Source organism: Paraburkholderia sp. PGU19, assembly GCF_013426915.1.
Taxonomy (GTDB): Bacteria; Pseudomonadota; Gammaproteobacteria; order Burkholderiales; family Burkholderiaceae; genus Paraburkholderia.
In genome coordinates, this window is the sequence record NZ_AP023179.1 from 886,943 (window position 1) to 905,940 (window position 18,998).

Annotated in this window: 21 protein-coding genes and 3 tRNA genes; 13 read left to right on the top strand and 11 right to left on the bottom strand. The window is 61.6% G+C overall.

Annotated features, from left to right (window positions below; genetic code table 11):
• Window positions 1-197 precede the first annotated feature (197 nt).
• Entirely contained in the window at window positions 198-1,505 is a 1,308-nt protein-coding gene (locus H1204_RS04015) for an MFS transporter (RefSeq protein ID WP_180729936.1), read from the bottom strand.
• A gap of 180 nt (window positions 1,506-1,685) precedes the next feature.
• On the opposite strand from H1204_RS04015, the gene H1204_RS04020 reads away from it, so the two are divergent.
• Window positions 1,686-1,829 carry a hypothetical protein gene (locus tag H1204_RS04020; RefSeq protein WP_180729937.1) on the top strand — a complete coding sequence of 48 codons (144 nt, stop codon included), beginning with the start codon at window positions 1,686-1,688 and terminating at the stop codon, window positions 1,827-1,829.
• 215 nt (window positions 1,830-2,044) lie between these two features.
• On the opposite strand, the gene H1204_RS04025 is transcribed toward H1204_RS04020, so the two are convergent.
• Entirely contained in the window at window positions 2,045-2,551 is a 507-nt protein-coding gene (locus tag H1204_RS04025; protein WP_180729939.1) for a TonB family protein, read from the bottom strand.
• A gap of 195 nt (window positions 2,552-2,746) precedes the next feature.
• Here H1204_RS04025 and H1204_RS04030 point away from each other — a divergent pair, with 195 nt between their 5' ends.
• The 4 genes from H1204_RS04030 to H1204_RS04045 are packed head-to-tail and all read left to right on the top strand — an operon-like array spanning window position 2,747 to window position 4,814.
• Window positions 2,747-3,682 carry a hypothetical protein gene (locus H1204_RS04030; protein ID WP_180729941.1) on the top strand — a complete coding sequence of 312 codons (936 nt, stop codon included), beginning with the start codon at window positions 2,747-2,749 and terminating at the stop codon, window positions 3,680-3,682.
• Between the two features lie 9 nt (window positions 3,683-3,691).
• A complete protein-coding gene (locus H1204_RS04035) occupies window positions 3,692-4,048 on the top strand; it encodes a hypothetical protein (protein WP_180729942.1) in 357 nt (118 codons plus the stop codon).
• Window positions 4,049-4,108: 60 nt separating this feature from the next.
• Complete coding sequence (locus H1204_RS04040) at window positions 4,109-4,597, top strand: hypothetical protein (RefSeq protein ID WP_180729944.1); 489 nt, start codon at window positions 4,109-4,111, stop codon at window positions 4,595-4,597.
• Window positions 4,575-4,814: a hypothetical protein gene (locus H1204_RS04045; protein WP_243468551.1), complete on the top strand. Its 240-nt coding sequence runs from the start codon at window positions 4,575-4,577 to the stop codon at window positions 4,812-4,814. The genes H1204_RS04040 and H1204_RS04045 overlap by 23 nt, the downstream gene beginning before the upstream one ends.
• A gap of 90 nt (window positions 4,815-4,904) precedes the next feature.
• Here the strand turns inward: H1204_RS04045 and H1204_RS04050 are convergent.
• From H1204_RS04050 to rph, 4 genes are all read right to left on the bottom strand, one after another.
• Window positions 4,905-4,994 (bottom strand) — tRNA-Ser (locus H1204_RS04050).
• A 57-nt stretch (window positions 4,995-5,051) separates the two neighbouring features.
• Entirely contained in the window at window positions 5,052-6,266 is a 1,215-nt protein-coding gene (gene hemW / locus H1204_RS04055) for a radical SAM family heme chaperone HemW (RefSeq protein WP_180729945.1), read from the bottom strand.
• Window positions 6,263-6,886, bottom strand: a complete 624-nt coding sequence (gene rdgB / locus H1204_RS04060) for an RdgB/HAM1 family non-canonical purine NTP pyrophosphatase (protein WP_180729946.1) — start codon at window positions 6,884-6,886, stop codon at window positions 6,263-6,265. The genes hemW and rdgB overlap by 4 nt, the downstream gene beginning before the upstream one ends.
• Entirely contained in the window at window positions 6,879-7,619 is a 741-nt protein-coding gene (gene rph, locus H1204_RS04065) for a ribonuclease PH (RefSeq protein WP_180729948.1), read from the bottom strand. The genes rdgB and rph overlap by 8 nt, the downstream gene beginning before the upstream one ends.
• 308 nt (window positions 7,620-7,927) lie before the next feature.
• On the opposite strand from rph, the gene H1204_RS04070 reads away from it, so the two are divergent.
• From H1204_RS04070 to H1204_RS04090, 5 genes are all read left to right on the top strand, one after another.
• Window positions 7,928-8,851, top strand: coding sequence for a YicC/YloC family endoribonuclease (locus H1204_RS04070; RefSeq protein ID WP_180729949.1), 924 nt, complete (start codon window positions 7,928-7,930; stop codon window positions 8,849-8,851).
• A gap of 18 nt (window positions 8,852-8,869) precedes the next feature.
• On the top strand, window positions 8,870-9,550 hold the full coding sequence (gmk, locus tag H1204_RS04075; protein WP_131240385.1) for a guanylate kinase: 681 nt from the start codon (window positions 8,870-8,872) through the stop codon (window positions 9,548-9,550).
• Window positions 9,551-9,612: 62 nt separating this feature from the next.
• Window positions 9,613-9,816, top strand: a complete 204-nt coding sequence (rpoZ, locus tag H1204_RS04080) for a DNA-directed RNA polymerase subunit omega (RefSeq protein WP_006025620.1) — start codon at window positions 9,613-9,615, stop codon at window positions 9,814-9,816.
• 75 nt (window positions 9,817-9,891) lie between these two features.
• Entirely contained in the window at window positions 9,892-12,273 is a 2,382-nt protein-coding gene (locus tag H1204_RS04085; protein WP_042313329.1) for a bifunctional (p)ppGpp synthetase/guanosine-3',5'-bis(diphosphate) 3'-pyrophosphohydrolase, read from the top strand.
• 84 nt (window positions 12,274-12,357) lie between these two features.
• Window positions 12,358-12,849 (top strand): phage protein NinX family protein, encoded by a 492-nt coding sequence (locus H1204_RS04090; protein WP_180729951.1) that lies wholly within the window; start codon window positions 12,358-12,360, stop codon window positions 12,847-12,849.
• A 100-nt stretch (window positions 12,850-12,949) separates the two neighbouring features.
• Here the strand turns inward: H1204_RS04090 and H1204_RS04095 are convergent.
• Window positions 12,950-13,026 (bottom strand) — tRNA-Arg (locus H1204_RS04095).
• Between the two features lie 94 nt (window positions 13,027-13,120).
• Window positions 13,121-13,197, bottom strand: a tRNA-Arg gene (locus H1204_RS04100).
• A gap of 120 nt (window positions 13,198-13,317) precedes the next feature.
• Between H1204_RS04100 and greB the strand changes: the two genes are divergently transcribed.
• On the top strand, window positions 13,318-13,890 hold the full coding sequence (gene greB / locus H1204_RS04105; RefSeq protein ID WP_079484472.1) for a transcription elongation factor GreB: 573 nt from the start codon (window positions 13,318-13,320) through the stop codon (window positions 13,888-13,890).
• Window positions 13,891-14,015: 125 nt separating this feature from the next.
• On the opposite strand, the gene H1204_RS04110 is transcribed toward greB, so the two are convergent.
• Both H1204_RS04110 and H1204_RS04115 read right to left on the bottom strand, forming a co-directional pair.
• On the bottom strand, window positions 14,016-15,179 hold the full coding sequence (locus H1204_RS04110) for a porin (RefSeq protein WP_180729953.1): 1,164 nt from the start codon (window positions 15,177-15,179) through the stop codon (window positions 14,016-14,018).
• Between the two features lie 534 nt (window positions 15,180-15,713).
• Window positions 15,714-15,956 carry a hypothetical protein gene (locus tag H1204_RS04115; protein WP_180729954.1) on the bottom strand — a complete coding sequence of 81 codons (243 nt, stop codon included), beginning with the start codon at window positions 15,954-15,956 and terminating at the stop codon, window positions 15,714-15,716.
• Between the two features lie 406 nt (window positions 15,957-16,362).
• On the opposite strand from H1204_RS04115, the gene H1204_RS04120 reads away from it, so the two are divergent.
• Both H1204_RS04120 and H1204_RS04125 read left to right on the top strand, forming a co-directional pair.
• Window positions 16,363-16,566 carry a cold-shock protein gene (locus H1204_RS04120; RefSeq protein WP_180729956.1) on the top strand — a complete coding sequence of 68 codons (204 nt, stop codon included), beginning with the start codon at window positions 16,363-16,365 and terminating at the stop codon, window positions 16,564-16,566.
• A gap of 327 nt (window positions 16,567-16,893) precedes the next feature.
• Window positions 16,894-18,072 (top strand): exonuclease domain-containing protein, encoded by a 1,179-nt coding sequence (locus H1204_RS04125; protein ID WP_180729957.1) that lies wholly within the window; start codon window positions 16,894-16,896, stop codon window positions 18,070-18,072.
• On the opposite strand, the gene H1204_RS04130 is transcribed toward H1204_RS04125, so the two are convergent.
• Window positions 18,069-18,665 carry a chorismate mutase gene (locus H1204_RS04130; RefSeq protein ID WP_180729959.1) on the bottom strand — a complete coding sequence of 199 codons (597 nt, stop codon included), beginning with the start codon at window positions 18,663-18,665 and terminating at the stop codon, window positions 18,069-18,071. The genes H1204_RS04125 and H1204_RS04130 overlap by 4 nt on opposite strands.
• Between the last annotated feature and the right edge of the window lie 333 nt (window positions 18,666-18,998).

Here is an 18,998-nt window from a genome sequence, read left to right on the forward strand (position 1 = left end):
CGTTCAGCATGACTACGTGACCGCTTGCTTTGATTCGAGTATAGGCATGTCAAAAGCGGCGGCAAGCGGGGGAGTTTCCCGGTTCTCGTTCGTACGGACTCAAGCTTCTTCGACAGGCTTACAAAACAAAAACGGCCCCGGCGCAGTGCATCGCGCCGGGGCCGCTTCGCTTTCGACTTACGTCGACAGCCGATGCATCACATCAACCGTGTATCGCGCGTTTCGCGCATGCACAGCACGCCGACCAGGCTCACCGCGGCTGCCGTCGACACGTACAGTCCCACCCACGACAGGCCGCCCTTCGCCGCCAGCATCTGCGCGATATACGGCGCCACCGATGCGCCCAGAATGCCGCCCAGGTTGTACGCGACGCCCGCGCCCGTGTAGCGCACGTTGGTCGGGAACAGTTCTGGCAGCAGCGCGCCCATCGGTGCAAAGGTGACGCCCATCAGGAACAGCTCGATGATGAGGAACAGCTGCACGAGCGGCATCGAGCCGCTGCCGAGCAACGGCGCCATCGTGAAGCCCGACAGGATCGCGGCGATGCAGCCGACGATCAGCACCGGCTTGCGGCCGAAGCGGTCGCTGGCCCATGCGGACAGCGGCGTCGCGAGCGCCATGAAGACGACGGCGACGCACAGCATGCCGAGGAAGCTCTGACGCGAGATGTGCAGCGCCGACACGCCATACGACAGCGAGAACACCGTCGAGATATAGAACAGCGTGTAGCAGACGACCATCGCGAACGCGCCGAGCAGTACCGGACCCAGATGGCGGCTGAGCAGCGTTGCGACGGGCACGCGCACGCACTCCTGGCGGTCGATCGCTGCCTGGAACGCCGGCGTTTCCGCGATTTTCAGGCGCACGTACAGGCCGAGCGCGACCAGCACCGCGCTGACGATGAACGGCACGCGCCAGCCCCAGCTGCGGAATTGCTCGTCGGACAGCGACAGCGCGAGGCCGAAGAACAGCCCGTTGGAGGCGAGAAAGCCGATCGACGGCCCGAGTTGCGGGAACATGCCGAACCAGCCGCGCTTGCCGGCGGGTGCGTTCTCGGTTGCGAGCAGGGCGGCGCCGCCCCATTCGCCGCCGAGGCCGATGCCCTGGCCGAAGCGCAACACGCACAGCAGGATCGGCGCGAGGCTGCCGATCGAGTCGTAGCCGGGCACGAAGCCGATCAGCGTCGTCGACAGGCCCATGACCAGCAGCGACGCGACGAGCGTCGATTTGCGTCCGATGCGGTCGCCGAAGTGGCCGAACAGGAACGAGCCGATCGGCCGCGCGATGAACGCGATGCCGAATGTGACGAACGCCGACAGCGCCTGAGCGGTCGCCGAGCCGTGCGGGAAAAACACCGGGCCGATGACGAGCGCGGCCGCCGTCGCGTAGACGTAGAAGTCGTAGAACTCGATCGCGGTGCCGATGAAGCTCGCGAAGATCACGCGCGAAGCGCTGCTCTTTCGGTCTGCGCCGGGCTGGGCGCTAGAAAGGGGCGATGTGGACATGCAGGGTCTCCAAATGTCGTGACGCAGCCGCGGGGCGGGCGGTGCGCGTTTGTGTGTCTGTTTGTGCGTATAAGTGTGGAGCGAAGCGGGTGCGCGCGCAATTGTGTGCATAGCTGTGGCGAACAGCGGTGCGGGCGAACCTGCTACGCGAGACCGTTGCATGTGCAACGAGTCGACAGCTTGCAACGTGCTGACATCGCGCGCGCTGCGTTGCCGTCGGAGCGGGCGAAGCGGCGCGAAAGCGAAGCACGATGCAAACCGGGCGGACGCGCGCGCGGGTGGCGCGGCAGCGTGACGGTCGCGCTGTGCGACGCGGGCGGGTGAGCGCGCGGCACGCAGCGATGGCCGGAGATTCCGGCAGATGTTTAAAAAATTATAGCGAGCGCGGGCGGGGCGCAGCAAGGCGGGCGCTGCGTGCCGTTGTTTGCGGCTTCGTCGGAGCGGCTTGGGTTTCGCTTCGACGCACGTTTGCGGCAGGCAGCCGAACGATGGCGTCGAGTCGCCGTGTTCGCTGAAACCTCAGCGCATCGAGCGCGGTTTCAATCGATCGTTTGTGCCTGCGGCGACGCGAACGTGCGCAACTGGAACTTGCCGTTGTCGTTGAAGAGCCAGTCTTCGAACATTTCCACCTGGCCTTTCGCGTTCAGCAATTTCGGCGGGGGCAGGGGCAAGGGCGCCGAGCGTCGCAAGGTCGCGAGCGCCGTGCTCTCCGCTTCGTCGTCGCCGTTCGTGCGAAAGACGCTCGATGCGACGATCTGTCCATTGCGGTCCACGACGAACGACACGACGACGAGCGAGCGCAGCATCGCCTGCGGAGTGCCGCGCAGCACATACGACGGGTTGCGTTCGAGGATGCGTTGCGCGACGACCGAACGGTATTGATCGAGTGTCAGGCTGTTGATCGCCGCGGGCGGTGGCGTGACGACCGCGGGTCGCTGCGGCGGCGTGACGGTGAAGTTGCAGCCTGCGCAGAGCAGCGTCAAGGCGAGTGCCGCTGTTCGCCTGAATGTCGGGTTGATGCGGCCGGGAAGCGAGAGGGTAGACATCGCAATAACTCGCACGCGAGATGTATCTTCATCGTAGACGATGCGTGTTGCGATTCAATGAGCGTTGGTACGGATGTGAGGGGTGGCGCGCATGCGCGTGGCATGGGTTGACGGTTGGTTTGGCTTGACGAAGTTTTGCAAAGGGGGTGTCGGCTCATGTTACCTATACGCGCACGTTGACTCGCGTGGTGGATCATGGGAACGGAACTCAGAACGGATTCGTGGCATCACTATGTGCTGTACAGGCGTGACGAATTCATGCGCGGTACGTTGTTGGGAGCGGCGGCGAAGGAAGCAGCCATCGAAGCTGGACGGAAATACACGCTAGCTGCTCACGCTGATGTCTGGGCGAAGGATGCCGCGCTTGTTACGCGAGTGCGAAACTTTCTTGGCGCGAACTTCCCTTGGCATGAGCGGCTGACAAGGTCCGGCTCGGATCTGGAAGTCGTGCGGATGCTGCAGAGCATGGTGCGGAGCGGTGCGAGCGCGGTTGTTGTGATTCCGGAAGATGCTTCGAGTGGTGGGAATGTTGCAGCCGTGTCGACGAGATCGCCGACGCCTTCGTTCTGGGGGCGCGCCGATTACGATGCCGAGCTCGACGTTCCGCTTGCTGATCGTTACCGGACGCAGCTTGAGCGGATGAACGCGGGCGGCCCGACTTGGGCGCAGACCCAGGCGATGATGGACGATATCAACGCTGAGTTCATGCACGCGATGGTGCTCAACAATCCGGTCAGCATGTTGCCCCTGTTTGCGCAAGCCGGCTGGATCAGCAAATACGGCTTGCCAGATCTGTCCAACTACGGAGTGGATGAGGGCATCGATGGCGAGAGTCTCGTTGACTGCGACGTATCGGCGAAGCTTGATGGGGCAGAGGCTTTCGAGTACCCGGAATATGCGCCCGCAGGCGACCAAGAAACCCTGGCAGGCATGCCGATCAAAGGCGGTCCCCCGAATACATGGATCGAAAATCCGTCGGGCAGCGGACAACTACGCCTGTACGACGCCCACGGGAACGCCGCGGTCGACATTGATTTTGACCACGATCACGGCGCTGGCGCCCCACATTCCCACAACTGGAGCGGCCGCGATCGTGACTTGGGCAACCCGGTTTCAATTCTCCCTTACTGAGATCATCACATGGACACCTTGAAAGTCTTTAACCGTTTTCACGATTGGTATCTGGACAGTATTCATGTCTCAAAAGAACGAGAGACGTTGACGCTAGGTCTGTACCTGCAAGACCAACGAGCATCCGTGTCGTTCGTTGGGATGAATCGATGCGTGCTCGAAAATCTCGGGCTTCAGAATATCGTCTATGCGATCGAGATCCTTGAGCCAGGAACGCAGCGATTTGCAAAAGCGCAGCAGATACTCGCGAAGGCTGAACGATGGACCGATGGCCGGCCGGGGATCGTGGCGCAGGTTTTTTCAACGTGCGGGGCGGAACTTGTCGTTGAGTTTGACTCGTTAGAGATCGAGTCGCCAGCGAGATGAGAATCGGCGTTTGTCACGGCCGGAAGTGACATTGCCAAAGACGAACCGCAGAACTGTCAAATGATCAATGCGCGACAAGAGATTGAAGGCCGTCTGTCAGTTCTTAGAGGGTTACAGGTGAGCACCGTACACCACGCCGCAGACATGCTCACCGTGCAGTTCGGCCTGTTGCGGGAGGTGAGTAACTTCAAGGGGGCAGTCAAGCACGTAGGACAATGGGCGCTGCACGTTCAGTGCGACTGGCAGATCGAACGCAATGGGAAGGTCCTTGCAACACAGGGTGTTCTCGCGGCATCAGTAGACGAGGCGCAGCGTCGCGCTGCGGAGTCGATAAGCGATCTGCTCGTCGGACACGAGCGGACTATCGTCGAGAGCATTTTGGCAAACGAATCAGGCGACGTGCAGCTGATTCTGTCCGAAGGGACGCGCATGATCGTTACGTCCGGACGCACGCCAGAATACGAAGACTGGCGCCTCTTCGAGCCAGGTTCCGACGCGCGACATTTCGTAATCGAGGGCGGCAAGATTGACCCTTATTCACTTCCCTAACCACACGATCGGATTGCTCGCTGGCATGACAGCGGAAACAAAGAAAACGCGCCTCGTCCGAGAACTCGCCTGCTTTGTACAACGTTACGGCCGCAAAGCGCAGAAGCGAGGAGACCCGAACGATCGTCAGTACGATAAGAAGCTGGAAAAGACGATGCGGCGGTTGCCGCCGACGGATCTGTCCGATCTGCTTTCGGATGACGGGGAGGAGAAGTAGTCGCGCTTGCGCACTACGGACCGCAATCTGCGGAGACTTGGGGCTTCATGCGACTGACGAGACTCAGGCCGAAGCACACTAGGAAGAAACTGGCGGAGGGTGTGGGATTCGAACCCACGGAGGCCGTAAAGCCTCGCCGGTTTTCAAGACCGGTGCATTCAACCGCTCTGCCAACCCTCCGAGCCCGAAATTGTAACCTGGAACGCCACGCCCACGGACAACAAACCACGACCGCACTCACGAATCCTTCAAAAACAGCCCTTGAAGATCGTTGAGAAATGCCTGGCCGAGCGGCGTCGGCACGATCTTTTCATAGTCGCGCGTGATCAGCCCGCGACGCTCCGCTTCCTGCAAGGCCGGCTCGATCGATGTCATCGGCAGACCCGTACGCTCGATGAACCGATGCACCGGAAACCCTTCCACCAGCCGCAGCGCGTTCAGCATGAATTCGAACGGCAGATCGTGTGCGCCGACTTCATGCTCTTCCTGCACGGCGTTGCCCGAACGCGCCTCTTCGATAAACGTCGCCGGATGCTTGTAGCGCATCTGCCGCAGGATCCGGTTCGGAAACGACAGCTTCGTATGCGCGCCCGCGCCGATGCCGAGATAGTCGCCGAAGCGCCAATAATTCAAGTTGTGCTTGCTCTGCCGATGCGGCTTCGCATACGCCGACACCTCATACCGCTCATAGCCCGCCTCGCGCGTGCGTTCGTGAATCCAGTCCTGCATGTCGGCGGACGAATCGTCGTCGGGCAGCGGGGGCGGAAACTTCGCGAACAGCGTGTTCGGTTCGAGCGTCAGGTGATACAGCGACAGATGCGGCGGCGCGAACGACAGCGCCGTCTCGATGTCCGCCTGGCATTCGGCAAGCGTCTGCTTCGGCAGCGCGAACATCAGGTCGAGATTGAAGTTATCGAACGTCGTCGCGGCGACCTCGACAGCATGGCGCGCCTGCGTCGCATCGTGAATGCGGCCGAGCGCCTTTAGATGCGTCTCATTGAAGCTCTGGATGCCGACCGACAACCGGTTCACGCCACTCGCGCGGAACTGCGCGAACTTGTCGGCTTCGAACGTGCCGGGGTTCGCTTCGAGTGTGATTTCGGCGTCGGCATCGAGTGGCAGCAGCGCGCGCACGTCGGACAAGAGGCGATCGAGCCCTTTCGCCGACATCAGACTCGGCGTCCCGCCGCCGATGAACACCGTATGCACCTGCCGTCCCCACACGAGTGGCAGCGCCTGTTCGAGATCGCTGCGCAGCGCGTCGAGGTAATCATCCTCGGGAAACGCGCCGCCTTTCGACTCGTGCGAGTTGAAGTCGCAGTACGGGCACTTGCGCACGCACCACGGAAAGTGCACATAAAGCGCGAGCGGCGGCAGCGATGTCAAACGGATGCTGCCGGGCGACGTGAACGCCTTGATCACGCCGGCTCCCGTCGTCGATGCGTGGCTCACGCTTCCTCCTTCAGCCGCGCGAACAGCTGTTGCAACGCAATCGCGCGATGACTGCTCGCATTCTTCACGGCAGGCTCCAGTTCGGCCGCCGTCGCGTTCAGCGCCGGCAAAAAGAAGTACGGGTCATAGCCGAAGCCGTTCGCGCCGCGCGGCGCATCGAGCATCTCGCCGTGCCAGCGGCCTTCGGCGATCAGCGGCTCGGGGTCGTCGGCATGGCGCACGAGCGCGAGCACGCAGAAGTAGTACGCACGCCGGTCGCTTACGTCCTTCAGTTGCTCGACGAGGCGCGCGTTGTTCGCCGCATCGCTTTTCTCGCCGCCCGCGAGTTGCGCGTAACGCGCCGAATAAACGCCAGGCGCGCCGCGCAATGCGCGCACGCACAGGCCGGAATCGTCGGCGATGGCGGGCAGACCCGTCAGCTTCGATGCATGACGCGCCTTCGTCAGCGCATTCTCGACGAAGGTCGGATGCGGCTCTTCCGCCTCCGGCACGTTCAGCGCGCCTTGCGGAATCAGCTCGATGCCCGCCGTGCCGAACAGCGCCGCAAACTCGCGCAGCTTGCCCGCATTGTTCGACGCGAGCACGACCTTGCGCAGCGCGTTGTCCTGTCGATCACTCACCCTTCAACTCCAATGCTTCCTTTTGCTTCTCGATCAGCGTCCTGATGCCGCTTTGTGCGAGATCGAGCAGCTTGTTCATTTCGTCGCGCGAAAACGGCACGCCTTCCGCCGTGCCTTGAATCTCGACGAAGCCGCCGTCGCCCGTCATCACGACGTTCATGTCGGTGTCGCACTGCGAGTCTTCGTCGTAGTCGAGATCAAGCACAGGCAGGCCGTCGAACACGCCGACGGAAATCGCCGCGACGTAATCGTTGATCGGCGACGCTTCGATGCGGCCCGTCGCGAGCAGCTTCGCGACGGCGTCGTGCGCGGCGACGAACGCGCCCGTGATGCTCGCCGTGCGCGTGCCGCCATCGGCCTGGATCACGTCGCAATCGATATTGATCGTGCGCGCGCCGAGCCGTTCGAGATCGAACACCGAGCGCAGCGCGCGGCCAATCAGGCGCTGGATTTCCTGCGTGCGGCCCGTCTGCTTGCCCCGCGCGGCTTCGCGGTCGCTGCGCGTGTGCGTCGCGCGCGGCAGCATGCCGTATTCGGCCGTCAGCCATCCCTGGCCGCGGTCGCGCAGAAACGCGGGCACGCTTTCAGCGACGCTCGCCGTGCAGATCACCTTGGTATCGCCGAATTCGACCAGCACGGAGCCTTCCGCGTGCTTCGTGTAATGGCGCGTGATGCGCACGTCGCGCAGCTGATCGGCGGCGCGGCCGCTGGGGCGTTTCGTGGTGTCGTTCATCGTCGGAATTGAGGGGAATGAAGGGGAAGAGAGGGCGGAAGCAAACCGCAATTTTACCGCCGATCGCGCCGCCGCCGCCCGCGCGCGTCAACCCGGTGCGCCGCGCCGGGAGCCCTGCCTGTCGGCGCGCCGGCCAACGCGCCGCGAAAGCCGCCCGCCCGGGCTTACCCGAAGGCCGCTTCCGGCAGGTGTCACCGGCAAAAATGGGATAATGCGCGTTCCCCGCCTCGCGTCTCGTAAACGCCGGGCGACTCGAATCCCTGGTCGTGCGATGTGATGTTCGCGCGACCACAATCGCGAGACCCATCATGATCTACAGTATGACTGGCTATGCGAGCGCCACGCGCGAACTCGCAGCAGCAACGGGCAACGGCGGCGTCAGCGTATCCGTCGAATTGCGCACGGTGAACTCGCGCTTTCTCGATCTCAACTTCCGGATGCCGGAAGACGTGCGCGTCTGCGAGCCGACGCTGCGCGAAATGCTGATGAACAAGCTGTCGCGCGGCAAGGTCGATATCCGTATCAACCTGCAGCGCAGCGAGCAGTCGACGAACGCAGGCGCGCTCAATCGCGACGCGCTCGCGCAACTCGCGTCGCTGGAGCGCGCGGTGCTCGAATCGTTTCCGGATGCGGGCCGTCTGCGCACGGGCGAAATCCTGCGCTGGCCTGGCGTGCTGGCCGAGAGCGGCGTGTCGCCGGAAGTGCTGCGCGACGCCGTGCTCGAATGCGGCAAGCAGGCAATCGGCGATCTGATAGACGTGCGCGGCCGCGAAGGCGCGCAACTCGCGACGATGCTGCTGAACAACGTCAGCGAGATGGAAGCGATCGTCACGAAGATCACGCCGCTCGTGCCGGAGTTGATCGCGAAGCATCAGCAGAAGATCGTCGAGCGTCTGCAGGAAGCGCTTGGCATCGCGGCGCCCGACCAGTCGGCGACGATCGTGTCGCGCGAAGAGATCGCCGAGCGCATCCGTCAGGAAGTGACGATGTACGGCATTCGTATCGACATCGCGGAAGAACTGTCGCGCCTCACCGCGCATCTGAACGAAACGCGCCACGTGATTCAAAAGGGCGGCAAGGTCGGCAAGCGTCTGGACTTCATGATGCAGGAGCTGAACCGCGAAGCGAATACGCTGGGCTCGAAAGCGGCCGCGAAGGAACTCGCGGATTCGTCGATGACGCTCAAGCTGCTCATCGAACAGATGCGCGAACAAGTACAAAACCTGGAGTAATACGGGAGTCTCACCAGCATGACCGAAACCAAACGCGAAAGCAGCGCGCCGCGCAATCCATACGCAGGCGTTTATCCCGGCAACCTGTTCATGGTTGTCGCGCCGTCGGGCGCCGGCAAGTCGACGCTCGTCAACGCGCTGCTCGCGCGCGACCCGGCGATCCGTCTGTCGATTTCGTACACCACGCGCCCGCCGCGTCCGAAGGAACAGGACGGCGAGCACTATCACTTCACGACGGTCGAAGACTTCCTGCTGCGCCACGACGCGGGCGAGTTTCTCGAAAGCGCGGAAGTGCATGGCAACTACTACGCAACGTCGCGGGTGTGGATTGAGGAGCAGATGAAAAGCGGCCACGACGTGCTGCTCGAAATCGACTGGCAGGGCGCGCAGCAGGTGAAGAAGCAGTTTCGCAATGCCGTCGAGATTTTCATTTTGCCGCCGTCGCTCGAAGCACTTGAAGAGCGCCTGAAGAAGCGCGGGCAGGATGAGCCGAACGTGATCACGCGTCGTCTTCTCGCAGCGGGCAGCGAGATGGCGCACGCGGCGGAAGCGGAGTACGTCGTGATCAACGAAAACTTCGACCGCGCGCTCGCGGAACTGCAATGCCTCGTGTCGGCGACGCGCTCGCGCTTCGCATCGCAATACGCGCGCCACACGGACCTCTTCATGCAGCTCGGCATTCACTTGCCGCACGCGTGATACGGGCGAGGTCGGAAGGACATAAGGTAGAATAACCAACATACAGAGAAGGAATTTTCAACATGGCCCGCATTACCGTCGAAGACTGTCTGAAACAGATCCCGAATCGCTTCGAACTGGCGCTTGCCGCGACTTATCGCGCTCGTCAGCTCGCTCAAGGCCACACGCCGAAAATCGAAAGCCGTGACAAGCCCACCGTGGTTGCGCTGCGTGAGATTGCGGCTGGCCAGGTTGGCGTCGAAATGCTGAAGAAGGTGCCCGTCTAAGGCACGCTTCAACGTTTGATCGTCATGTAACTCAACCCCATGCGTGCAGACGGCACTATCGACACGGAGGCGACCATGAGCACCGACCCCTCGCCATCCGCCACGGAAGTGGACCACGCTGCCCACGAACACGATAGCGACTCGCCATCGTCTGCACGCAAGTACATCGACGCGGTCCTCGAACAATCGTTTCGCCATCTGTTCGGACCGACCGCCACGCCGGAGCAGCCGCGCCGGCATGACGTCGTTTCCATCGCCAAGCTGACCACCGCGCTTTCGGACTACCTGAGCCCGGAAGAGATCAAAGAGGTCAAGGCGGCCTTCCACTTCAGTGACGAAGCCCACCTCGGGCAATACCGTCAAAGCGGCGAACCCTACATCACGCACCCTGTTGCCGTCGCGGAAACGTGCGCGGCCTGGAAGCTCGACGCGCAGTCGATCATGGCGGCGTTGCTGCACGACGTGATGGAAGACCAGGGCGTGACCAAGACCGAACTCGCGGAGCGGTTCGGCCCGAAGGTCGCGGAACTGGTCGACGGGTTGTCGAAGCTGGACAAGATGGAGTTTCGCAGTCGCGAGGAAGCGCAGGCGGAGAACTTCCGCAAGATGCTGCTCGCGATGGCGCGCGACGTGCGTGTGATTCTCGTGAAGCTCGCGGACCGGCTTCACAACATGCGCACGCTCGGCGCGGTGCCGCCCGAAAAGCGCCGCCGCGTCGCGCGCGAAACGCTGGATATTTATGCGCCGATCGCGCACCGGCTCGGCCTGAATAATACGTATCGCGAGCTGCAGGACCTCAGCTTCGCGAACTTCAATCCGCACCGTTACGCGACGCTGGAAAAAGCGGTGAAGGCGGCGCGCGGCAATCGCCGCGAAGTGGTCGGCAAGATCCTCGAATCCGTCCAGCGCGCCATCTCCGACGCGAAGCTCGACGCCGAAGTGACGGGCCGCGAGAAAACCATCTTCAGCATCTACAAGAAGATGCGCGACAAGCAGTTGTCGTTCTCGCAGGTGCTCGATGTGTACGGCTTCCGCGTGGTCGTCGAGAATCCGCTCGAATGCTATACCTGCCTCGGCGCGCTGCATGCGCTCTACAAACCGGTGCCGGGCAAGTTCAAGGACTACATCGCGATTCCGAAGGTCAACGGCTATCAGTCGCTGCACACCACGCTGGTTGGCCCGTTCGGCGCGCCAATCGAGTTCCAGGTGCGCACGCGCAAGATGCACGAGATCGCGGAAGCGGGCGTCGCTGCGCACTGGCTGTACAAGAACGGCGGCGCCGATCTGAACGACGTGCAAAAGCGCGCGCATCAGTGGCTCAAGTCGCTGCTCGACATTCAGAGCGAAGTCGGCGATTCGAGCGAATTCCTCGAACACGTGAAGATCGACCTGTTCCCGGATGCCGTCTACGTGTTTACGCCGAAGTCGAAAATCATGGCGCTGCCGCGCGGCGCCACGGCGCTCGACTTCGCGTATTCGATCCACAGCGACCTGGGTAACCAGTGTGTCGCCGTGAAGATCAACAATGAACTGCTGCCGCTGCGCACCGAGTTGAAGAGCGGCGATATCGTCGAAGTGATCACCGCGCCATATTCGAAGCCGAACCCCGCGTGGCTCGGCTTCGTGCGCACCGGCAAGGCGCGCACCGCGATCCGCCACTATCTGAAGACGATGCGCCTGAACGAGTCGGTGCAGCTGGGCGAACGTCTCGTCGATCAGTCGCTCAAGGGCTATGGGCTAGCGCTCTCCGACGTCACGCCGGAAGTGTGGGACAAGCTCGTGCTATGGACGGGCAACAAGAACCGCCAGGAAATCTTCGCGGATATCGGTCTTGGCAGGCGTGTTGCGGCCGTGATGGCCAAGCGGATCGAAGTGCTGATGAACGGCCGCGAAGGCCACGACGGCGACGACGACCACCCGCGCGAGCATGGCACGTCGACTGCGCCGCCTGTGGTCATCACGGGCACGGAAGGGATGTCGGTTCAGTTGTCGGCGTGCTGCCGCCCGATTCCCGGCGACGACATCATGGGCTACATCGGCATCGGGCTCGGCATGGCGATCCACACCACCGATTGCCGCGTCGCGCAGCGCATTCACCGCCGTGATCCGGGCCGCTGGATCGACGTCGCATGGGCACCGCAGCCGGGCCGTCTGTTCGATGTCGCGATCAAGGTGCTGGTCAAGAATACGAAGGGCGTGTTCGCACGCGTTGCCGCGGATATCACGTCCGCCGACGCGAACATCGTTCACATTGCGATGGACGAAGATCAGTCGCAGGAATCGACGGTGTTGCGCTTCGTCATCCAGGTCAGCGACCGCGTGCATCTGGCCAACGTGATGCGCCGCGTGCGGACCAATCTCGACGTGATGCGCATCGCGCGCGAACGGCCGAGCGAAGAAGGGCATCGTCATCACGACGGCGGCATGCGGATCGACCGCGAGCGCGCCGATTACTGAAATCGAAGTTGGGAGGCGGGCGCGTCGCTTGCACCTGGTTCGCACGACGACGCTCCGCCTTTGCCTGTCTACAGGAACAACGCGATGAACGTAGCTGATCTCTCCGATCTCGCGCTCGACTACTGGGTCGCCCGCAGCCTGCACGACTTCGTGCGCGAAATCTACTTTACCGACAGCGGGCGTGTGGTCTCGATTCGCGGCAACGATCGCGGCCGTCCGTGGGATGGGCGCTTCACGCCGTCGACGTCATGGGAGGCGGCGGCCGTCGTGCTCGAGCGCGCGCAGCGGCTGGAAGTGCGCGAGCGCACGCGCGACGGCGCGGCACATTGCGTCGCGGACTTCGAGGGCGGCCACCGGACGGTGTCCGCGCATGGCGAATCGTTGCGTATCGCGCTTCTGAGGGCGTTCGTGAGCAGCCAGTTCGGCGATGCCGTCGACGACGTACTGCGTCAGCCTCAGTCGCTGTTTGGCACGCGCGCGACGCCGATCGGCGAGCAGACGGCGCCGCTGGGCATCGAGAACGAGCTGCCGAAGCCGGATGGCGAGATCGGCGATATCAAGTCGGCGCCGCGTTGAAGCAACCGGCCGTTCGTTGTCGCCAGGAAGGTCGCCGCTGACAGAGAAAAGCAGGAAGGGAAAAGACAAAGGGCCTTCCGATTGGAAGGCCCTTCATGGGTGGCGCGGCTGGCAGGATTCGAACCCACGACCCCTTGGTTCGTAGCCAAGTACTCTATCCAACTGAGCTACAGCCGCACGCTAAACTTGAACTGCTCGGGTGACGCTTACTGCTTTGCGTACAACCCGGTGAAACGAAAGGGCCTTCCCGGAGGAAGGCCCTCGTAAAAAGTGGCGCGGCTGGCAGGATTCGAACCCACGACCCCTTGGTTCGTAGCCAAGTACTCTATCCAACTGAGCTACAGCCGCACGCAGAAATGAGATTATAGCAAGGTATCGGAAAAAGGGAAGGGGCGCCCGGGAAATTTGTGACACTAGTCGTATCATGTAGGCTGGAGATCCGGATGTCCGCTTCAATGCTGAACCATCATGAATAAAGCCTTTGTCAAAGAATCGACTGACGAGAACGACGACGATCTCGAAGCCGCGCAACCCGACATGCCCGCGGGTGCGAAGAACTACATCACGCCCGCCGGCTACCGGCGTCTGCGCGACGAATTGCTGCACCTGATCGACGAGGCGCGGCCGGAAGTGGTGAAGCTGGTGTCGTGGGCGGCGTCGAACGGCGACCGCTCGGAAAACGGCGATTACATCTACGGCAAGCGGAGGCTGCGCGAGATTGACCGGCGCATCCGTTTTCTCACCAAGCGTATCGATCTCGCCGAAGTCGTGAACAGCAGCCGCCAGGAAAACACGGATCAGGTGTTTTTCGGCGCTACCGTCGAATACGCGACGGAAGACGGCGAGACGCATACGGTGAGGATCGTGGGCATCGACGAGGTGAATCTGGATGAGGGGCACGTCAGCTGGATTTCACCCATCGCGCGTGCGCTGCTGAAGGCGAAGGTCGGCGATCAGGTGACCTTGCATACGCCTGCCGGACCGCAGCCGATCGACGTGCTAGACGTGGCGTATCCGACGCGTGAAGAAGAGGAGGCTTGAGTCCTCTCCCGTCTGAGAGCGCGTAGGAGAATGCCGCTGGAAGCGAGTTTGGCAGAACACCGAAGCCCGGACGAAAAAAGGCGCCGCAAGCGGCGCCTTTTTCATGCTGCAAATACTGCTGATGCTTAGAAGCGGTGACGCAGACCAGCCGTCACAGCAACTTGCTTCTCGTTCGCCGAAGCGTTCAGGCCATTGATGTTGGCGTTGACGATCGAGTTGTCGCTGACTTGCTGGTATTCGCCCTGCAGGTACACGTCGGTACGCTTCGACAGCGCGTAAGCCGTTTGCAGGTTGAACTGGTTCCAGTGCGGGTGCTCGCCACCCAGGCTTGCCTTCGTGTACGTGTACGAGCCAGCGATGCTGATTGCCGGCGTCAGAGCGTAACGTGCGTTCGCTTCGAAGTTCTGGAAGTGACCGCTGTCGCCGCCGAAACGGTTCTGCAGACCCTGGTTGCCCGATGCGCCCTGGTTGATACCAGCCATCTTCGACAGGTTCGTTTGCGAGTACACGAGGCCGACCGTTGCCGGGCCGAACGTGTAGTTGCCGCCTGCGCCCCACGTTTGCTGACGGCCAGCGAAGAACGTGTTGTCGCCGTTGACTGCGCCGCCGCTGTTGAACGCAGCAGCTGAGCCCGTCGAGCCGTTGCTGTTCAGTTGCAGGTAAGCAGCAGCGAAGTTGAAGCCTGCGAAGCTGTACGAAGCGCCCGCGCTGTATGCACGGTTGTTCGAGAAGCCGTCAGCCTGGTTCGAGAAGCCGTACAACGCGCCGAACTTGAAGCCCGCGTAGTTCGCGCTCTGGTACTTGACCGAGTTGTTGACGCGGAACGAGTTGTTCAGGTTGTCGTTGTCGAACGGGTGGGCGAACTGCGTGCCACCGTATTGCGTGCCCGTCAGCGACAGCGGACCAACGTAGTCGACCATGCTGTCATATTGACGGCCGAGGGTCACGGCGCCGAACTGGTCGCTTGCCAGACCAACGAACGCCTGACGGCCGAACAGACGGCTTTGCTGCTTGAGCGTGCCATCATTGATGCCGAAGCCGTTTTCCAACGTGAAGATAGCCTTCAGGCCGCCGCCGAGGTCTTCAGCGCCACGCAGGCCGAAACGGCTGCCGTTCACCGAGCCGGTCGTCATCTGGACGTTGCTGTGACCTTGGCCCGGAGCGGTTGCCTGGTTGTTGGTATACGTGATGCCGGCGTCGATCAGGCCGTACAGCGTGACGCTGCTTTGAGCGTGCGCAGCGGTTGCGAAAACGCCCGAGAGGGCCGCGACCATGAGAGTCTTTTTCATCTTTGTAACTCCGAGAACAGGATGGGTTTTGGAAACCCAGGCTTGAAGGAAACTTCACGCGAATGCTGCGAGAGGCAAAGTCGCGTGAACAACGCACGGTGACCGACGTGCGTTCGTTTCCGGGTAGGCAAAGTGTAGAGACGTGACCCGTCCGATGGCCGTTCCGAAATCAGCAATAAAGTATTACGTGATAGGAAATTATCGAGATGGAGGCTTAAAGCCTTATTGATAAAGGCTTTGCGGCCGATTGGCTCGTGCCAGCCCCAGGTGTCAACCTTTGCGCGTTGTTCAATTACGACATGAAATGACGTGCGAAAACAACGCAAAAATCGCTGAATAGCGATTGTTGTCAGCTCTGCAATAGTTGATTGCGAGAGTCGAAGCTAATCAAATCTACAACGGACGCTATACTGAAATCTCTGCTTTTCGAAGCAGACTTTTTCGTTGACGAAAAAGATCTCCAAACCTTTGTCGGCGCGACTTCACAAGAGTCGCGCTTTTTTTTTGCCCTTTTTGCCCTGCGACTGCGTTGACTTATTGATGCTTTCCATCCGGACCAACCGGGGCGAATTCGAGTCCCGGTGTCAGGGCCCAATCTTCGATCACGTAATGACGCGCGTCCATTGGGGATGACAGCAGGTTCTGCCAGTGGTCGCCGTGCCACATCGGGTCGAACTCCAGCAGGGACGGGCGTTGTGACGATATTTCAGAGAGCGGCGCGCCCTTCGTCGAGTGGAACAGTTGTGCGGCGATGCGGCGAAGGGTGTCGAACAGCATGGCATTTCTCCATTGCAAACTGCTGCCTGTAATCTTGCGTTTGACAGTTCACCTTAACAAGTCGTGAAAACACTTACGAATGACACGTTTTGTTACATGTCGGAAAGGTTTTCTGGCATCTAATTGTTAGACAAGTCAGATCGGCAATTCGGACCGATTGAAATTATGAGCCAGCTGAATAATTCCTGACTTTATGTTCGCTTTAACGGCGTATTTGACGTGTATCCAGTTTCCGATTTGAAACCGCTTGACGCCCATATCCGCTTCCCTTTATAAATGCTTTGCTGGATTTTCGATGGCGAAACCCTGATTGTGCATCGCGCATATATTCACGGTTTACGGAATCGTGAATCGTAATCGGCATTAATGGCATTGCCTGTCATATCAAATTGAGGAAAAGTGGAACATGGAAACTGGTATCGTCAAATGGTTCAACGATGCTAAGGGCTTCGGCTTCATCACGTCCGACGCGGGCGGCGAGGACCTCTTCGCGCACTTCTCGGAAATCCGCGCGGACGGCTTCAAGTCGCTGAAGGAGAACCAGCGCGTGTCGTTCGACGTGAAGGCTGGGCCCAAGGGCAAGCAGGCTGCGAACATCCAGCCGCTGTAATACACGGCCGAGCCGCTGGCTCTCAGGATAAACCCTCGTTCGCGAGGGTTTTTTATTGCCTGCAATCCGGAGTTAATCCGCTCCGGTCTGTCCGGAGAAGCATGCAGTTCGAAACTTCCAACAGTTTCTTTCGGCTGCACATCAATATGTCATATTCGCGTAATCCCTGATTGATGATTTATTTATGGTCGTACAGCCGAATAAACATATTCCCGCCGATCTCTTTGCCAATCGCGCGTCGTTTCCCGCTGTTCGAGATTGCCCGCGCAACGGCCGCCGCCGATAGGGCATACTTGTGCAAAGTTATGCATTGCACAGTTTCCTCACATGTCTGAACTGCTTCCGTCTGAACCGGCCCTTGATGTGCCGATCGTTTTTGTCGACCTGGAAACGACGGGTGGTTCCGTCGGCGATCACCGGATCACGGAGATTGGCGTCGTCGAACTGGGGCCGGATGGTGCGTCCACCTGGACCACACTGGTAGACCCTGGCCAGCCAATTCCGCCGTTCATCCAGCAGTTGACGGGCATCACCGACGCGATGGTGCGCGGTGCGCCCACCTTCGAGTCCATCGCCGCCGATCTTTTCTCGCGGCTCGACGGCAAGCTTTTCATCGCGCACAACGCGAATTTCGACCGCGGATTCTTGCGCAGCGAATTCCAGCGCGCGGGCTTCGCGTTCAATCCCGATATGTTGTGCACCGTGCGTCTGTCGCGCGCGCTGTTTCCCGCCGAAAAGCGCCACGGCCTCGACGCGCTCGTGGAACGGCATGCGCTCGTGCCGTCGGACCGGCACCGCGCACTTGCCGATGCCGATCTGCTCTGGCAGTTCTGGCAGCGGCTGCACGGCCTCGTTCCCGTCGAGGTACTGCGCGCGCAAATCGACAAGACCATGCGCCGGTTCCGGCTCGCGGGCGATATCACGGAAGAACTGCTCGACACCGCGCCCGCCGGCTGCGGCGTGTATGCGTTCTATGGCGAGAACGACGCGCCGCTATACGTCGGACGAAGCGTGCGCGTGCGCCAGCGTCTGCGCGCGCATCTGACAGGCGAGCGCCGTTCATCGAAAGAGTTGAAGCTCGCGCAGCAGGTGCGCCGCGTCGAGTGGCGCGGCACAGGCGGAGAGATCGGCGCGCTGCTTGCCGAAGCGCAAATGATCGCGGCGCTTCGCCCGCCGCATAACCGCATGCCGCGCGTGAGCCGCGCCGATCCCGTCGATGCCCCCTGGCCTTACGACGGCGCGATCGCGTTCGAGGAGCGGGACGCGACCGAGGGCACGCGCGTGTTCCATGTCGTGGATCAGTGGCGCTATCTGGGACACGCACCGTCGCTGGCCGAGGCATCGACGCTGCTCGCCGTGAGCGTCCTTGGCGCGTTCGAACTGTCGACGTGGCGCGTTCTGCAGTCGCATCTCGCGCGCGGCCTGCGTGTGCTGCCGCTCAGCCGTCAGGCCGTCCAGCCCGATGCAGGAGCGAGCCTCGCAGCGGCGCCCGCCGACGCAGCCTAGCCCGTCGCTCCGACGCCGCCCGATTCACACACGTGCCCGAGCGCGCGTGTCAGCGCTGCGTTGCGAGTGTTGTCGTAGCGGGTGAGCGACTTCCAGTTGTCGATGCCGCGCGCGACGCGCGTCGGGCAATCGTCCTGCGCGCGCAGCGTCTGAACGCGCGCGAGCGCGGTGATCAGCGATTGCGTCAACTTATCCAACTGCGGCCTGAGGCTCGTCGCGAGATCCGGCGCCGCGCCCTCGGGCGGACGGCTTGCGCGCCATGTGTCGAAGAGTGCGTTCTGCACTTCTTTGCTCGCATCGATCTGATCCTGGAAGAACTCATGCGCGAACGCTGGGTCCACGCCCGCGCGCGCTGCACGCTTTTCGACGTCGGCGAGCAAGGCTTGTTCGCGCGGTGTATCGGTGATCGGCTGATGATGCGCCCACTTGTAACGCGCGACAGGCTCGGCAAGCGACAGTCGCTGCGACACGAGTGCAATCAGATTCGTCAGCGCGGTGTCGTCGCCGTCGGCGCGGGCGGACACCGGCGTGAAGGCGAGGGCGGAAGCGAACAGGATCGCGCCAAGCGCGCCGATGAAATTCGGACGGGTCATTGAGCTTGATGCAGCACGCGGCCGCAGAGAGATATAGGAAAAGACAGAAGAATAGACGAAGCGCGTGAAGATGCGCCATGCATACGCGACATGCGCAGGCAAAGCAAAGAAGGGAAGGAGTAGTGAGTGTCGAACCCAAACGGACGCGCGCACCCGCGACACGATGACGCGTCGTCAGCGTCGCTCAGCAGAACGAAATCAGCGTCGAGCCAGGCCGGAACATCGGCGCGCGCCGACACCGCGCCGCGCCTCGATCAACGAAGCACGTAGACGCGCATCAACACGACGCGCACGCATTCGCTGCGCGGTCCCCAATGCTGCAATGCGCAAATC

Excerpts from the sequence above, each read along its gene's own strand:
- H1204_RS04015 (WP_180729936.1), bottom strand. The coding sequence starts at position 1,505 with ATGTCCACATCGCCCCTTTCTAGCGCCCAGCCCGGCGCAGACCGAAAG.
- H1204_RS04090 (WP_180729951.1), top strand. The coding sequence starts at position 12,358 with ATGAACGTAGCTGATCTCTCCGATCTCGCGCTCGACTACTGGGTCGCC.
- rph (WP_180729948.1), bottom strand. The coding sequence starts at position 7,619 with ATGAACGACACCACGAAACGCCCCAGCGGCCGCGCCGCCGATCAGCTG.
- H1204_RS04130 (WP_180729959.1), bottom strand. The coding sequence starts at position 18,665 with ATGACCCGTCCGAATTTCATCGGCGCGCTTGGCGCGATCCTGTTCGCT.
- H1204_RS04115 (WP_180729954.1), bottom strand. The coding sequence starts at position 15,956 with ATGCTGTTCGACACCCTTCGCCGCATCGCCGCACAACTGTTCCACTCG.
- H1204_RS04040 (WP_180729944.1), top strand. The coding sequence starts at position 4,109 with ATGATCAATGCGCGACAAGAGATTGAAGGCCGTCTGTCAGTTCTTAGA.
- H1204_RS04125 (WP_180729957.1), top strand. The coding sequence starts at position 16,894 with ATGTCTGAACTGCTTCCGTCTGAACCGGCCCTTGATGTGCCGATCGTT.
- H1204_RS04035 (WP_180729942.1), top strand. The coding sequence starts at position 3,692 with ATGGACACCTTGAAAGTCTTTAACCGTTTTCACGATTGGTATCTGGAC.
- H1204_RS04120 (WP_180729956.1), top strand. The coding sequence starts at position 16,363 with ATGGAAACTGGTATCGTCAAATGGTTCAACGATGCTAAGGGCTTCGGC.
- H1204_RS04025 (WP_180729939.1), bottom strand. The coding sequence starts at position 2,551 with ATGTCTACCCTCTCGCTTCCCGGCCGCATCAACCCGACATTCAGGCGA.
- H1204_RS04085 (WP_042313329.1), top strand. The coding sequence starts at position 9,892 with ATGAGCACCGACCCCTCGCCATCCGCCACGGAAGTGGACCACGCTGCC.
- H1204_RS04070 (WP_180729949.1), top strand. The coding sequence starts at position 7,928 with ATGATCTACAGTATGACTGGCTATGCGAGCGCCACGCGCGAACTCGCA.
- H1204_RS04030 (WP_180729941.1), top strand. The coding sequence starts at position 2,747 with ATGGGAACGGAACTCAGAACGGATTCGTGGCATCACTATGTGCTGTAC.
- gmk (WP_131240385.1), top strand. The coding sequence starts at position 8,870 with ATGACCGAAACCAAACGCGAAAGCAGCGCGCCGCGCAATCCATACGCA.
- rpoZ (WP_006025620.1), top strand. The coding sequence starts at position 9,613 with ATGGCCCGCATTACCGTCGAAGACTGTCTGAAACAGATCCCGAATCGC.
- H1204_RS04110 (WP_180729953.1), bottom strand. The coding sequence starts at position 15,179 with ATGAAAAAGACTCTCATGGTCGCGGCCCTCTCGGGCGTTTTCGCAACC.
- greB (WP_079484472.1), top strand. The coding sequence starts at position 13,318 with ATGAATAAAGCCTTTGTCAAAGAATCGACTGACGAGAACGACGACGAT.